The sequence below is a fragment of the Holophagaceae bacterium genome (assembly GCA_016720465.1).
Taxonomy (GTDB): domain Bacteria; phylum Acidobacteriota; class Holophagae; order Holophagales; family Holophagaceae; genus JANXPB01.
The window spans coordinates 192,352-204,862 of record JADKKO010000001.1; the positions used below are offsets into that span (position 1 = coordinate 192,352).

At 60.4% G+C, this 12,511-nt stretch carries 13 protein-coding genes and 1 other RNA gene; 6 read left to right on the top strand and 8 right to left on the bottom strand.

Annotation, left to right across the window (positions count from 1 at the left end; translation table 11 throughout):
• Positions 1-24 precede the first annotated feature (24 nt).
• From IPQ13_00800 to IPQ13_00810, 3 genes are read left to right on the top strand one after another with little or no spacing between them, the layout of a single operon-like run.
• Positions 25-1,179, top strand: coding sequence for a hypothetical protein (locus tag IPQ13_00800; protein ID MBL0209446.1), 1,155 nt, complete (start codon positions 25-27; stop codon positions 1,177-1,179).
• Positions 1,163-1,522: an STAS-like domain-containing protein gene (locus IPQ13_00805; protein MBL0209447.1), complete on the top strand. Its 360-nt coding sequence runs from the start codon at positions 1,163-1,165 to the stop codon at positions 1,520-1,522. The genes IPQ13_00800 and IPQ13_00805 overlap by 17 nt, the downstream gene beginning before the upstream one ends.
• Complete coding sequence (locus tag IPQ13_00810) at positions 1,512-2,111, top strand: hypothetical protein (GenBank protein ID MBL0209448.1); 600 nt, start codon at positions 1,512-1,514, stop codon at positions 2,109-2,111. The genes IPQ13_00805 and IPQ13_00810 overlap by 11 nt, the downstream gene beginning before the upstream one ends.
• A gap of 23 nt (positions 2,112-2,134) precedes the next feature.
• Here IPQ13_00810 and IPQ13_00815 read toward each other — a convergent pair whose 3' ends face one another.
• Positions 2,135-5,596 (bottom strand): adenosylcobalamin-dependent ribonucleoside-diphosphate reductase, encoded by a 3,462-nt coding sequence (locus IPQ13_00815; GenBank protein MBL0209449.1) that lies wholly within the window; start codon positions 5,594-5,596, stop codon positions 2,135-2,137.
• 289 nt (positions 5,597-5,885) lie between these two features.
• On the opposite strand from IPQ13_00815, the gene ffs reads away from it, so the two are divergent.
• Positions 5,886-5,981, top strand: an RNA gene (gene ffs / locus IPQ13_00820) — signal recognition particle sRNA small type.
• A 160-nt stretch (positions 5,982-6,141) separates the two neighbouring features.
• On the opposite strand, the gene IPQ13_00825 is transcribed toward ffs, so the two are convergent.
• A complete protein-coding gene (locus tag IPQ13_00825; protein MBL0209450.1) occupies positions 6,142-6,972 on the bottom strand; it encodes a TIGR02757 family protein in 831 nt (276 codons plus the stop codon).
• A 103-nt stretch (positions 6,973-7,075) separates the two neighbouring features.
• Here IPQ13_00825 and IPQ13_00830 point away from each other — a divergent pair, with 103 nt between their 5' ends.
• The gene (locus tag IPQ13_00830; GenBank protein MBL0209451.1) at positions 7,076-7,483 is read left to right on the top strand and encodes a hypothetical protein; all 408 of its coding nucleotides are present in this window, start codon (positions 7,076-7,078) and stop codon (positions 7,481-7,483) included.
• Positions 7,484-7,635: 152 nt separating this feature from the next.
• On the opposite strand, the gene IPQ13_00835 is transcribed toward IPQ13_00830, so the two are convergent.
• On the bottom strand, positions 7,636-8,148 hold the full coding sequence (locus IPQ13_00835) for a hypothetical protein (protein MBL0209452.1): 513 nt from the start codon (positions 8,146-8,148) through the stop codon (positions 7,636-7,638).
• Between the two features lie 236 nt (positions 8,149-8,384).
• Between IPQ13_00835 and IPQ13_00840 the strand changes: the two genes are divergently transcribed.
• A complete protein-coding gene (locus IPQ13_00840; protein MBL0209453.1) occupies positions 8,385-8,630 on the top strand; it encodes a GIY-YIG nuclease family protein in 246 nt (81 codons plus the stop codon).
• Here the strand turns inward: IPQ13_00840 and IPQ13_00845 are convergent.
• From IPQ13_00845 to IPQ13_00865, 5 genes are read right to left on the bottom strand one after another with little or no spacing between them, the layout of a single operon-like run.
• Complete coding sequence (locus IPQ13_00845) at positions 8,627-9,295, bottom strand: ATP phosphoribosyltransferase (GenBank protein MBL0209454.1); 669 nt, start codon at positions 9,293-9,295, stop codon at positions 8,627-8,629. The two genes, IPQ13_00840 and IPQ13_00845, sit on opposite strands and share 4 nt — an antisense overlap.
• Positions 9,292-10,272, bottom strand: a complete 981-nt coding sequence (locus IPQ13_00850) for an ATP phosphoribosyltransferase regulatory subunit (GenBank protein MBL0209455.1) — start codon at positions 10,270-10,272, stop codon at positions 9,292-9,294. Before IPQ13_00850 ends, IPQ13_00845 begins: the two co-directional genes overlap by 4 nt.
• Positions 10,272-10,973: a bifunctional phosphoribosyl-AMP cyclohydrolase/phosphoribosyl-ATP diphosphatase HisIE gene (locus IPQ13_00855; protein ID MBL0209456.1), complete on the bottom strand. Its 702-nt coding sequence runs from the start codon at positions 10,971-10,973 to the stop codon at positions 10,272-10,274. The genes IPQ13_00850 and IPQ13_00855 overlap by 1 nt, the downstream gene beginning before the upstream one ends.
• Positions 10,961-11,731 (bottom strand): imidazole glycerol phosphate synthase subunit HisF, encoded by a 771-nt coding sequence (gene hisF / locus IPQ13_00860; protein ID MBL0209457.1) that lies wholly within the window; start codon positions 11,729-11,731, stop codon positions 10,961-10,963. Before hisF ends, IPQ13_00855 begins: the two co-directional genes overlap by 13 nt.
• Positions 11,731-12,447 carry a 1-(5-phosphoribosyl)-5-((5-phosphoribosylamino)methylideneamino)imidazole-4-carboxamide isomerase gene (locus IPQ13_00865; GenBank protein MBL0209458.1) on the bottom strand — a complete coding sequence of 239 codons (717 nt, stop codon included), beginning with the start codon at positions 12,445-12,447 and terminating at the stop codon, positions 11,731-11,733. The genes hisF and IPQ13_00865 overlap by 1 nt, the downstream gene beginning before the upstream one ends.
• Between the last annotated feature and the right edge of the window lie 64 nt (positions 12,448-12,511).

The following is a 12,511-nucleotide window of genomic DNA, read 5'->3' on the forward strand; positions in this document are numbered from 1 at the left end:
TTTTCATATGCATCGGCAATCTAGATGGCGAACCCAGAACCCAGACACCAGATCTCACTAGGCGACCAATCAAAAAAAGAAGTCGCAAAGCGATTCAAAAATAAAACGAATTTGTTAAAACGACGTGCAAGATCTATTGAAAGAAAAACAGCGAGACGTAGAGCAATTCATAAAGCGAGACGAAAGGAATTAAATTTATTACATTTTGGGGTTTCTAAAGAAGAGGCACGAGAAGATATTAAACTTATGTCTGCTACAAGAAGATATGAGAGGGTTGAAGCACCAGAAGTATTTTCTTTTAATGAGAATCCTGAAGGTGTGATTCAATTTATTAATAAATTAGAGAATTTATTTATAGAAAAACGAAAAACCTGTGTAATGTTGAAAAAAATTAAAACAATCGATTATGGGGCTATTGTTTCGCTGCTTTCCATAATGGTGCAATTCAAGGCAAAGAATATCAAATTTAATGGTAATATTCCGAAAAATGAGAATACAAAAAACATTTTAATAAAAAGTGGATTTTTTAAAAATTTAGCGCTTGAATTTAAAGACGAAGATCAATATCAGATCAATGATGGTGGAAAGAATGAAATTATTACTCATGCAGGTAAGTTGGTTGATTCTGAACTTGGTGACGCTATCATTCAATCCGCATCAAAAACCATTTGGGGTGAGGAAAGAAGGTGTCAGGGGGTCCAGCGCGTCTTAATCGAGCTCATGATGAATACCAATAACCATGCAGCAAATAGAGTTAAGGGTGAGAAACACTGGTGGCTTCATGTGAATCATGACGAACAGTCTGGCATCGTTGGGTTTGCATTCGTCGATTTTGGTGTGGGAATTTTTAAAAGCCTAAATGATAAACCAAATACAAGTAAGTTTTACAATTATTTATCTAAAATTGCAAAGCTATTAAAGCATGGCGATAATGCAGAAATACTAAAGTTAATGTTGAATGGCGAATTTCATCAAACGGTGACTGGAAAATATTTTAGAGGTAAAGGTCTGCCTGGCATCGCTGATGTTCAAAAACGAAATCAGATCACCTCGCTAAAAATTGTAACTAATGATGCATATGCCTCATTAGACGACGATGTATTCCAAAAACTGGATCATTCGTTCTCAGGAACCTATGTTTACTGGGAGATTAGGAGGGACAATGGAAACTGCAAATAAAATTATCTTTAGTATAGCCCGGGCTTTCAGTCGGACACCTGGTCCTCGATATAGAGATGAGGGAAAGAAATCAGGTCAAGAATTAAGAGAGGACCATATTATTGGTTTATTAAACATGTGTATCAAAGATTCTAAACAACTCGAAATCAATTTGGATGGGACGGCTGGGTATGCCACCTCATTTCTCGAGGAAGCATTTGGTGGTTTGATTCGTAACGATAAGTTCAACTTAGAAACGTTGAAGTCAAAACTGAAATTCGTTTCTACAGAAGAAGATTATTTAATTGATGACATTTGGGAATATATTCAAGAAGCAGATAGAGAAAACCGCAATGAAAAATAGAAAAAATTTATTTTCAATAATCTACATAATTATTATAGCCATTTTGGGTGGTTTTTTTGTGGGAAGGTTTTTGTCCCTGCCAGAAATCACATTAGATCAAAATATTAATGCAATTCAATTACTATCAGTCTTGACTACACTATTTGGAATAGTTTTTATTTCTATTATAGTTGACAGAAATAAAGAAATTGACAAAATTAAAAGAGATTTAGTTTTAAAAAGATTGGAAGATTTATACAATAAAGTAGATGAGTTACCACAAATAATTGAAGGCAATAAGGCCAATCAGTATACCATGAAATTAAAGCTTAAATATATTGGTTTACAATCAGTATTTTATAAAAAACTAACTAATAACGCAGCGATTGATGATGGACCAAATTCGATTCATTTCATTGAAATCCACCGTATTCTTAGATTTATGACAACAAACACTGAACTAAAGACTAGCAAAACAAGAGACAAAAACCTTCGAATTGACGGTGATGATTTTGTTTACAGTGATGAACGTATAACAGAAATAGACCAAGAAATTGAAATATTTAAAAATTCGATCAGTATGGAACAAATGAGAATAATTACTTTTTAGAATTTTTTAAAAGGTTATGTTAATTAGCTGCACCCTGTCGTCGCCCCGCACGTCTGGCACTTCATGCAGGCGCCGTTCCTGACCAGGGTGAGGTGTCCGCATTCGGGGCAGGGATCGCCGGTGTAGCCTTTTTCGCGGGCGATGCGGGCGGCGATGGCGGCGGCGGACTGGTGGGGCATGGAGGTGGTGGCGGTGTGCTGGGCGGCCATGGCCATCACTGGTGCTGGCGTCGGCGCTGGGGCCGGTGCTGGCGCGGAGCCTGATGCCGGAGCCGTTCCCGAGGAGGTTTCCGGGGGGAACAGGCTCGGCGTCACTTCGGTGCTGCGGCCGGGGATGCCCATGCCGGGGGCGTGGGTCTCGGGCTTGGCGGTGAGGTTCATGAGCTGGTCGGGCTCCACCTGCGCCAGCTCGTAGCGGCCCAGGTAGGAGATGGCCAGTTCGCGGAACACGAAATCGATGATGGACGTGCTGAACTTCACCGTGTCGCTGCCCTGCACCAGGCCGTTGGGCTCGAAGCGCGTGAACAGGAACGCATCGCAGAATTCCTCCAGCGGCACGCCGTGCTGCAGGCCCATGGACACCGCGATGGCGAAGCAGTTGAGCACCGCGCGGAAGGCCGCGCCCTCCTTGTGGATGTCCAGGAAGATCTCGCCGAGCTGGCCGTCCTCGTACTCGCCGGTGCGCAGGTACATCTTGGTGCCGCCCACGGTGGCGCTTTGGGTGTAGCCGCCGCGACGGTTGGGCAGGCGGCGGCGGTAGGTGCGCACCACCTGCTGGCCCAGCGCGTGCGTCTGCGCCGCGGCCATGGCTTCGATCTTGGCGGCGGGGGCCTTGGCCTCGTCCGCCAGTTCCTCGGCGGCTTCCAGGCCGTCCAGCAGGTCCAGGCTGGTGGCCATGGCCTGGCTCATCTTGGAGCCGTCGCGGTAGAGCGCCACGGCCTTCAGCATCAGGTGCCAGGACGCCGCGTAGATCTCGCCCACTTCACGAACGGTGCTTTCGCCGGGCAGGTTGATGGTCTTGCTGATGGCGCCGCTCAGGAAGGGCTGCGAGGCGCCCATCATGCGCAGGTGGCCCATGGGCTGGATGTACCGCTTGCCGGTGCGGCCGCAGCGGTTGGCGCAATCGAAGATCGGCAGGTGCTCGTCTTTCAGGTGCGGCGCGCCTTCCACGGTCATGGCGCCCGTGAGGGCCTGCACGAAGACATTGCAGGCGGCTTCGCCGAACTCCCGGGCCAGGCGGTCCAGGGGCAGCACGAAGCTGGGATCGAAGGCCGTGGGGAGCTTCTCCTCGATGGCGTTGATCTCTTCACTGGTCCAGCCCTTGGCCAGCAGGTCCCTGCGGCTGATGCCCGGCGTCTCGTCGGTGATTTCGAGCCAGCCCACCACGTAGCGTTCGATATCCGTGATTTGCTGGGGCGCGTAGCCCTGGCGCATCAGGGCTTCGGGGATGGCGCTGTTCACCAGCTTGAAGTAGCCGCCGCCGGCGAGCTTCTTGAACTTCACCAGGGCGAAGTCCGGCTCCACGCCGGTGGTGTCGCAATCCATGAGCAGGCCGATGGTGCCCGTGGGCGCCAGCACCGTCACCTGGGCGTTGCGGAAGCCGAAGGACTGCCCCAGCATGAGCGCCACGTCCCAGCTTTCCCGGGAGGCCTCCAGCAGGGATTTCGGGATGCCCGTGCCCACCAGGCCCTGGGGGATGACGCTCAGGGCTTCGTATTCGGCGGCTGGGGCGTTGTAGGCCGCGCGACGGTGATTGCGGATGACCCGCAGCATGTGCTCCTTGTTCCGTTCAAAGCCCGGGAAGGGGCCCAGCTCGCCGGCCATCTCGGCGGAGGCCGCGTAGGCGTCGCCGGTGAGGATGGCCGTGAGCGCGGCGCACCACTGAGTGCCTTCCACGCTGTCGTAGGGGATGCCCATGCGCATGAGCATGGCGCCCAGGTTCGCATAGCCCAGGCCTAACGTGCGGAAATCGTAGCTTAGCTTGGCGATGGCCTCCGAAGGGAACTGGGCCATGAGCACGCTGATCTCCAGCACCATGGTCCAGAGCCGGATGCCGTGGCGGTAGCCCACCAGATCGAAGCCGCCGTCGTCGGTCAGGAAGGTGCAGAGGTTCAGGCTAGCCAGGTTGCAGGCGGTATCGTCCAGGAACATGTACTCGGAGCACGGGTTCGACGCATTGATGCGGCCGTCCTCGGGGCAGGTGTGCCAGTCGTTGATGGTGGTGTCGAACTGCAGGCCGGGATCGGCGCAGGACCAGGCGGCGGTGTTGATCTTCTTCCAGAGGTCCCGCGCCGGCAGCTTCTTGGCTACTTTTCCATTGGTGCGGTTCTTAAGTTCAAAATAACCGTCACTCTCCAGCGCCCGCATGAAAGAGTCGGGGACACGCACGGAATTGTTGGAATTCATGCCGCCCACGGTGGCGTAGGCATCGCCGTCCCAGGAGGTGTCGTAGCCCTTGATGTCGCGGTCGAAATCGCATTCGGCGAGGCGGCCCAGGCACTGGGCCAGGAAGGCCGCGGGAACGCCCTCCTTCTTGGCGCGGGCCAGGGCGTGGCGCAGGGCCTCGTTGGTCTTGGGATCCGGATCCTTGGAGGTGGAGCCCTCCACGGCTTCGCAGATGAGGTTCCAGTGGCGCTTCACCAATTGGCTGCCCACCGCCAGCATGGCGACCTTGCGCTCCTCCGTCACTTTCCAGTCGATGAAGGCTTCGATGTCCGGGTGGTCCAGGTCCAGCGTCACCATTTTGGCGGCCCGGCGGGTGGTGCCGCCGCTCTTGATGGCGCCCGCGGCCTTGTCGCCCACCGCCAGGAAGCTCATCAGCCCGGAGCTGCGCCCGCCGCCGCTCAAGGGCTCTTCGGCGCCGCGCAACTTGGAGAAGTTGCTGCCGGTGCCGGAGCCGTACTTGAAGATGCGGGCCTCGCGGGTCCACAGGTCCATGATGCCGCCTTCGTTCACCAGGTCGTCGGAGACGCTCTGGATGAAGCAGGCGTGGGGCTGGGGCCGCTCGTAGGCGGACGTGGATTTCTTCAGTTCGCCGGTTTCCGGGTCCACGTAGCTGTGGCCCTGGGCCGGGCCGGAGATGCCGTAGGCGTAGTGCAGGCCGGTGTTGAACCACTGCGGCGAATTGGGCGCGCACATCTGCTTGGCGAGCATGTAGGTCAGCTCGTCGTAGAAGGCCTGGGCGTCCTTGGGGGTGTTGAAGTAGCCGTGGGTCTCGCCCCAGTGCTGCCAGCAGCCCGCCAGGCGGTGGAAGACCTGCCGGGCGTCGGTCTCGCCGCCATTGGCCGCGTTGATGCCTTTGCGGCGGAAATACTTCTGGGCCAGGATGTCCACGGCCACCTGGGACCAGGTGTCGGGAACCATCACGTCCTTGGCTTCGAAGACCACGGTTCCGTCCAGCTTGGTGATCTTGCTGACCCGCGGCACGAAGGTGATGCCCGCGAGAGGCTCCTGGCCTTCACGGGTAAAATGGCGCGCAATCTTCATTGGGACCCTCGGAACGTTATGAAAGATGTTGAATAGGGGGCGGTGCTGCTCGGTCGGAAAAAAGCCAGGACCAACTCATCATCCAGAACTGTGCCGAAATGTCGGCTGATGGCTTGGACCTGAAGGGTAAAACCTCAAGGGATTGTGTCGGAAGACAAGGATCACCCCAAGATATAGGGGTGTCAAGGGATGAGTCGAAAACAATTTAACGTCGTTTGCAGGCCCTTATTTCCTAGCTATTTGGGAGCGGGCTTTGGGTCCGGGGGGGCTCCGCGTTAACCTGATTTCAAGCCGGGCCCCATGCATCGGGGTGCGATGAACCGGGTCAGGTCGGAAGAAGCAGCCCTAAGTCGTTCCCCCGAGTGCCGTGGCAAGCCCGGCCCTTTTGCGCCTGCGGCGCAAAAGGGCCGGGAGTTGAAGAGTTGAAGCGTCGAAGAGTCGAAGAGTTAACAGCGTGCAACTCTCGGTGTTGGCCGCGGACCATTCAACTCTTCAACTTTTCAACTTTTCAACTTTTCAACTTCTCAACTTTTCAACTTCTCGCCTCATCCCTTCCCCGCCCGACAGATCCCCACCAACGGACAGCGCCTGCACCCAGGCAGGGCGCGGACGCCGGGGCAGTCGCCGAGGATGCCCAGGTGCGAGATGGCGAAGTCGTACTTCAGGGGATCCTGGCGGTCCCTTTTCTTGAGCGCGGCGGTGATCTCGGCGGCCATGCGGCCATCCACGGTGTTGCGCTGGGTGAGGCCCACGTAGCGGGCGATGCGGGCCACGTGGGTGTCCACGGGAATGACGAGCTGGTCCTTGGGATAGCGCTTCCAGAGCCCGAAATCCGGCCAGCCCTCCCGCACCATCCAGCGCAGGAACATGCGCCAGCGCTTGCAGGAGGCGCCCTCCAGGGGATCCGGCAGATTGAAGCGCAGGCCATAGGTCGGGGGCAGCTCCACCCGCAATCGCTGCACCAGACGCGAAAGAGCCCCGTCGGCGGTCTCGGCAGGGGCGGGCAGCAGGTGCGCTTCCAGGCCCGCGCCGCTCGCCTGGTCCAGGCGTTTCCAGGCCAGCAGCCACTGCACCAGGTCCGAGCCCGTGTGGAAGCGCCAGACCCAGCCCTGCAAGGCTGCCTCCAGCTCGGCCCGGAGGGCCGGCTCCGCCTGGCTTCGCAGGAATTCCGCCGGCCTTTCCCCCAGGGGCTTCAGCAGGCCTTCGATGGCCCGGAGCATGGGCGCCACCTTGCCGTAGGCGAGATGGGCCGCCACGAAGGCCGTGAGCTCCCGGTCCATGGGATCCGGGAAGCGGAGCGGCACGGCGATGGGGTCCAGGGCCAGGGCCGGTTCCGTTTCGTAGCGCCGACGCAGGGCTTCCAGGCTGGCTTTCATGGCTCCATTGTGCGACAAAACATGATGTTGGCTTGGCCTGCGGCCTTCCACCCGTTACGCTAATGGGTTGGGGTCTGTGCCCCGGTTGGAGACCTTAGACCACATGAGCAAGCGTTCCCTTGGCGGCCTGGCGGACCTGGCGAAGATCCTGGAGGAAGCCTCCAATCCTGAATCGGAACTGCGCGAAGACCGACAAGTGGCCAAGCCGAAGACCGCCCTGCGGAAGGGCGGTTCCGTCAAGCAGACGCGGCCCATCGATCCCAAGCGCATGGCCTGGTACAAGAAGCGGCTCCAGGACCAGGCGGAGAAATCCGAAACGCCCAAGGTAGAAACCGAAACGGTCCCCGAGGGCCCCGTGAAGCAGACCCTCACCCGGGCCGCGGCGGATTCCCTGGGCTCCAACCTGTTGATGGCGACCCTGCAGGCCGCCAAGACCGCCAAGCCCAAGCAGGACGGCGCCAAACAGCGCCCCGAAGCCTGGAAGCGCAAGCCGGGCGATCCGATTTTCTAAGCGCGACAGGCGAGCCCTGGGCAAAGGGTCAAGAGTCGAGGGTCAAGAGTCGAGGGTTCAGAGTTAAAAGCTGCGAACCCCTGACCCTCAACTCTCAACTCTCAACTCTCAACTCTCGACTCTCGACTCTCGACTCTCAACGCAAGCCCCCTTCACCCCACGCGGCTTTCAAGAGCTGCGCGGTGCTTCCGGGCGATCCAGGTTTTCGACAGGGGACGTTCAAGCTGGCCCGATCGCAACTGGCCCAGCTCCAGCAGGCCCAGGTCGATGACCGGCGTGGCCGCATCCAAGGTGCCGTTCTGGAGCAACGATTCCAGTTCGGTTTTCGCGACCACCCTGAGCCTGCCCGAGGCGCGGACGATGATGCTTTGGGCGTCCAGGAAGGGCAATTCCAGGAGCGAGGCGAGCTTGATGCTCTGGCGCAACATGGCGTCGATGGAACAGCCCGAAGGGGAGCTGCCCATGGTGTTCTCCACCACGACGAAAATCTGGTCCTCGATCAGCATCCAGCCGGATTCGATGGCCGTGCTGTGGGTTTTCCAGTGGGGACGGAAGGTGTCGAAGCCTTCGGCGAGCCTGGCCTTTTCCGCTTCATCCAAGGGGCGGGGAAAGGCCATGAGCCAGAGGCGGGCGGTGTCGGGAAAGCCTGAGAATGCGTCGCTCATGCCTTCAGTGTACGGCTTGAATGATTTCTGGTGCTCCGGCAATTGGATTTGTGCTCAACCGTGGGTCGAGGGTCGAGGGTCAAGAGTCGAGGGTCGAGGGTCGAGAGTCAAGAGTCCAGGGTTGAGAGTTGAGAGTTGAGAGGGCATGGGCATCGCTTCTGCCCGCGCTCCAATTGGCCATTGAAAATCGGCAATCGTAGATTCGTGGTCTCCGGCCCACAGCCTAGACTGAAGCCATGAGCACTTGGCACGTCTACATCCTGCGCTGCGGCGACGGATCGTTCTACACGGGCATCAGTCCGGATGTGGAGGCCCGCCTGCAGGCCCACCAGGCGGGCAAGGGCGCCCGCTACACCAAGGGCCGCGGACCCTTCGTGCTGGTCTACCAGGAATCCGCCGGCACCCAGGCCGAAGCCACCCGGAGGGAACGCGAAGTCAAACGGCTTACCCGGGAACAGAAGCAGACACTCATCCGGAGTTAGCCCCTGCCCAACAGCCGGATGAGTTCGGCCGCCAACGGCCGCATCCGTTCGGGATCCGCCAGGTAGGCGCCGCGGGCGGCCACGAGGCGTGATGACGTGGTGCCGAGGACGCTGATCTCCACGAGGCCATGGGCCTTCAAGGTGCCGCCGGTCTGCACGAGGTCCACGATGGCGTCGGCCAGGCCGAGGATGGGCGCCAGTTCCACGCTGCTTTGCAGAGGCACCAGCTCCGCGGTGAGGCCTTCACGCTTCAGCCAGGTGGCCGTGGCCTTCAGGAACTTCGTGGCAATGCGCAGGTGGGGTTTTTGCTTCAGGGCATCGAGGGTGAGGCCTTCCGCGCCGCAGAGGGAGAGCCGACAGGCGCCGAATTTGAGATCCGCGAGTTCCAGCAGGTCCACGTCCACTTCATCCAGGGTGTCCGATCCCACGATGCCCAAGCTGGCCACGCCCGCCGCCACGTAGCGGGGCAGATCGGTGCCTTTCAGGAGCAGCACTTGCACATGGGGCGTCGCCGTGGGAATGCGCAGGACCCTGGAGCTCAGAGCCGCTTCATCCAAAGCCAAGGCGGTGCCCGCGAGGCGAGAAAGCAGCTCCTCGCCTAGGCGGCCCTTGGGAAACGCGATGAGGATCGGCTCGCTGCTGAATGGGCCCGCCGGAAGATTCATCGCCCCGCTCCTTCGAGAGAATGGAAGAGATCGGGCCGCGTTTCCGCCAGATCCAGCAGGGGCGAAAGGCGCACGCAGAAGCCGGCGGCGAACCAGGGTTTGCCCAAGAATGGATAGAGGCCGTCATAGCGGCCGCCCGCGGCCAACTCCTGCTGCGCGCCCGGCGCGTAGAGCCGCAGCGTCGGTCCCGTGTAGAAGTCCAGGCCCTGCACATCCGCCAGGTCCAGCCTTAAGCGCAGGCCTTCGGGAACGAAGGGCGACAGGGCTTCCAGGGTCCTCTGAAGATGGCCCCGTTCGGCCTTCAGGAGGCTGGCATAAGGGCTGCGGTCCAGGACCTGCAATCCGGCGAGGCCGTCGGATTCCGAGAGCAGGGCCTCGACATGGGCCAACAGCCGCGGCGCGGCGGGATGGCCGCCCAGGGCCTCCTTCACGCGGTGGGGCGCCCGGCGCTGCAGGGCGCGGGCGACGGCATCGGCCAGTCCATCCGGCAGCCGCTCGGCTTCCATCGGGCACCGCAGCAGCGCGGCGCTGCCGATCTGGAGGATCGCGGCCCGGAGCCCCAGCGTTGCGGGCACGGCCATGAGGAGCCGGGCCAGCTCCACGTCGGCTTCATCGCGGCTGGCCTCGTCGGTGTGGAGCCGTTCGCAGCCCACCTCGAAGCGCTCCACCGGTTCCCAAGGCTGGTTGGCCCGGCGGAATACGGCGCCCGCGTAGCTCACGCGCGGGGGCGGTTCCGCGAACCGCTTCGACAGCATCCGCGCCAGGGCCGTGGTGTAGTCCCAGCGCAAGGCCAACAGGTGGTCGCCATCGAAAAAGCGCAAGGAAGCAGCCTCATGGGGCTCCCGCATGACGAGCGAGGATCGGAGTTCCTGGTAGCCTGCGCCCGCGAGCAGGCCCATGAGCAGGCCCTCCCAGCGGCGCAGGCGGGCGGCGCCGGGAAAGAGCAGGTCGGGAAAATGCGGCGTGTGCGTGGCCATTATTTTCCGCTCCGGCCGATGTGGCGGGCCTTCAGCAGCGCGACCACATCATGGAGGCTGAGGCCGCGGTCCACCAGCAGCAGCTCCAGGTGGAACACCAGGTCGGCGGCTTCACCGAGGAAATCGTCGCGGTTGGCCTGGGTGGATTCGCGTTCCAGGTTCTTGGCGGCCAGCACCACCTCGCCCGCTTCTTCCACCACCTTCTTCGCGATGCGGTCGGTGCCCTGGGCGAAGAGCTTCCGAGTGTAGCTTCCGGTCAGCGACGCGGTGGCCTTGCGGCTTTGCAGCAGCCTTTCCAGGCGGTCCAGCCAGGGCAGGGTCGTGGCGGCCGAGGCTTCGAGGGCCTGGACAGCCTCGGGCCCCTCGGCCGCGTCGTCATCGAAGCAGCTGCCGGTGCCGCGGTGGCAGGTGGGGCCGATGGGTTCCGCGATGATGAGCAGGCAATCGTGGTCGCAATCCGCGCGCAGTTCCACGAGCTTCAGGCGGTTGCCGCTGCCCTCGCCCTTGGTCCACAGGGTCTGCCGGGAGCGGCTCCAGAAGGTCACGAAACCGGATTGGAGGGTCTTTTCAAGGGCGTCGCGGTTCAGGTAGCCGACCATGCGGACCTCGCCCGAGGTCCCTTGCACCACCGCGGGAATGAGGCCCGTCTCGTCGAAGTGGAGCAGGTTCGGATTGAGCCGGAGCGCGTTCATCGCTTGCATGGTTCCTCCAATCGCATGAGCTGGCCGTGCCCGCTTAAGAATTTCTTGAGGCGGGCGATGGGCAGGGTGCCTTCATGGAAGAGCGTGGCCGCCAGCACCGCATCGGCGCCCGCTTCCAGGGCCTCAAGAAAATGCGATTCCGTCCCCGCGCCACCTGAGGCGATGACTGGAATGTCCAGCTTGGAAGCTGCGCGAAGCAGGTCCAGATCGAAACCTTCCAGGGTTCCGTCGCGGTCCATGGAGGTGAGCAGGATTTCGCCGGCGCCGAGTTCCTGGAGCCGCAGGAGCCAGGGCAGAGCCGATAGGCCGGTGGCGACCTTGCCGCCCTTGATGAACACCCGCCAGCCGCAGTCCGGGTCACGCTTCACGTCCACAGCAGCCACCACGCATTGGGTTCCCACCAGGGCCGCCGCCGCCTGCACCAGCGCCGGATCCAGGACCGCGGCGGTGTTCACGGCCACCTTGTCGGCGCCGTTCCGCAGCAACCGTGTGAAGTCTTCGGGCTTGGCCACGCCGCCACCCACCGTAAAGGGAATGGTAAGTTCCCGGGACACCTGGCGCACCCAGGCCTCCTGGGTGGACCGGCCTTCCTCGCTGGCGCTGATGTCCAGGAAGACCACCTCGTCCGCGCCCTCGGCATCGTAGCGCCGGGCCAGCTCCACGGGGCTTCCGAGATCGCGGAGATGCTGGAAGCGGATGCCCTTCACTACGCGCCCATTTTTCACATCGAGGCAGGGAATGACGCGCTTGGCAGGCATCAGAGCCCTCCCGCGAGCGCCGCGCGGGTGCGCGGATCATCCAGGGCGATGCGGCCTTCGAGCAGGGCCTTGCCGCTGATGGCGCCCTGGACGCCTGGGATCGCTTCCAGGGCGGCCAGATCTTCAAGGCTCCGCAGGCCGCCGGAGGCTTGCACGGAGAAGCCTTCCTTGGCGATCCAGGCGGTGGCTTCCAGGCCCGGCCCCAGCAGGGAGCCGTCCCGGCTCACATCGGTCACCAGCGCGCGGGTGAACCCGAGGGTGAGCAGGCTCTCGAAGACATCCGTCGAGTCGCAGGAACTGGCCGCCTGCCATCCTTTGGTGACCACGCGGTCCCCCCGCAGATCCAAGGCCACAATGACGCGGTCCGCGGGCAGGCCCGCCAATTCCCGTGGCTGCTCCACCGCCAAGGTGCCCACCACCGCATCGAAGCCGCTGTCCAGAACCTGCTCGATGATGCCCCGGCTGCGCAACCCGCCGCCCAACTGGAAGCGCACCTTAGGAAAGAGCCCCGGAAGCCGCTGGAAGTCCGGCTGGCGCGCCAGGCCGAAGGCGCCATCCAGATCCACCAGATGGATGCGGGCCGCCCCGGCGTCCACGAGCTGGGAGATCCAGAGTTCGGGGTCCACTTCGTAGCGGGTGGCCTTGTCGGCCTCGCCGTGCAGCAGGCGCACCACGCCGCCGCCCAGCAGATCGAGGGATGGAATGAGCTGGATCATTTCCCCCCCTGCGGGAATTCGCCGAGGTCGTTGCAAAAAATAAACTGGCCGATTCGGTAGCGTG

Bases quoted from the DNA above. Each gene is read 5' to 3' on its own strand.
- IPQ13_00800 (MBL0209446.1), top strand. From the start codon at position 25: ATGGCGAACCCAGAACCCAGACACCAGATCTCACTAGGCGACCAATCA.
- IPQ13_00815 (MBL0209449.1), bottom strand. From the start codon at position 5,596: ATGAAGATTGCGCGCCATTTTACCCGTGAAGGCCAGGAGCCTCTCGCG.
- IPQ13_00855 (MBL0209456.1), bottom strand. From the start codon at position 10,973: ATGCAAGCGATGAACGCGCTCCGGCTCAATCCGAACCTGCTCCACTTC.
- IPQ13_00810 (MBL0209448.1), top strand. From the start codon at position 1,512: ATGAAAAATAGAAAAAATTTATTTTCAATAATCTACATAATTATTATA.
- IPQ13_00840 (MBL0209453.1), top strand. From the start codon at position 8,385: ATGAGCACTTGGCACGTCTACATCCTGCGCTGCGGCGACGGATCGTTC.
- hisF (MBL0209457.1), bottom strand. From the start codon at position 11,731: ATGCCTGCCAAGCGCGTCATTCCCTGCCTCGATGTGAAAAATGGGCGC.
- IPQ13_00805 (MBL0209447.1), top strand. From the start codon at position 1,163: ATGGAAACTGCAAATAAAATTATCTTTAGTATAGCCCGGGCTTTCAGT.
- IPQ13_00835 (MBL0209452.1), bottom strand. From the start codon at position 8,148: ATGAGCGACGCATTCTCAGGCTTTCCCGACACCGCCCGCCTCTGGCTC.
- IPQ13_00850 (MBL0209455.1), bottom strand. From the start codon at position 10,272: ATGGCCACGCACACGCCGCATTTTCCCGACCTGCTCTTTCCCGGCGCC.
- IPQ13_00830 (MBL0209451.1), top strand. From the start codon at position 7,076: ATGAGCAAGCGTTCCCTTGGCGGCCTGGCGGACCTGGCGAAGATCCTG.
- IPQ13_00845 (MBL0209454.1), bottom strand. From the start codon at position 9,295: ATGAATCTTCCGGCGGGCCCATTCAGCAGCGAGCCGATCCTCATCGCG.
- IPQ13_00825 (MBL0209450.1), bottom strand. From the start codon at position 6,972: ATGAAAGCCAGCCTGGAAGCCCTGCGTCGGCGCTACGAAACGGAACCG.
- IPQ13_00865 (MBL0209458.1), bottom strand. From the start codon at position 12,447: ATGATCCAGCTCATTCCATCCCTCGATCTGCTGGGCGGCGGCGTGGTG.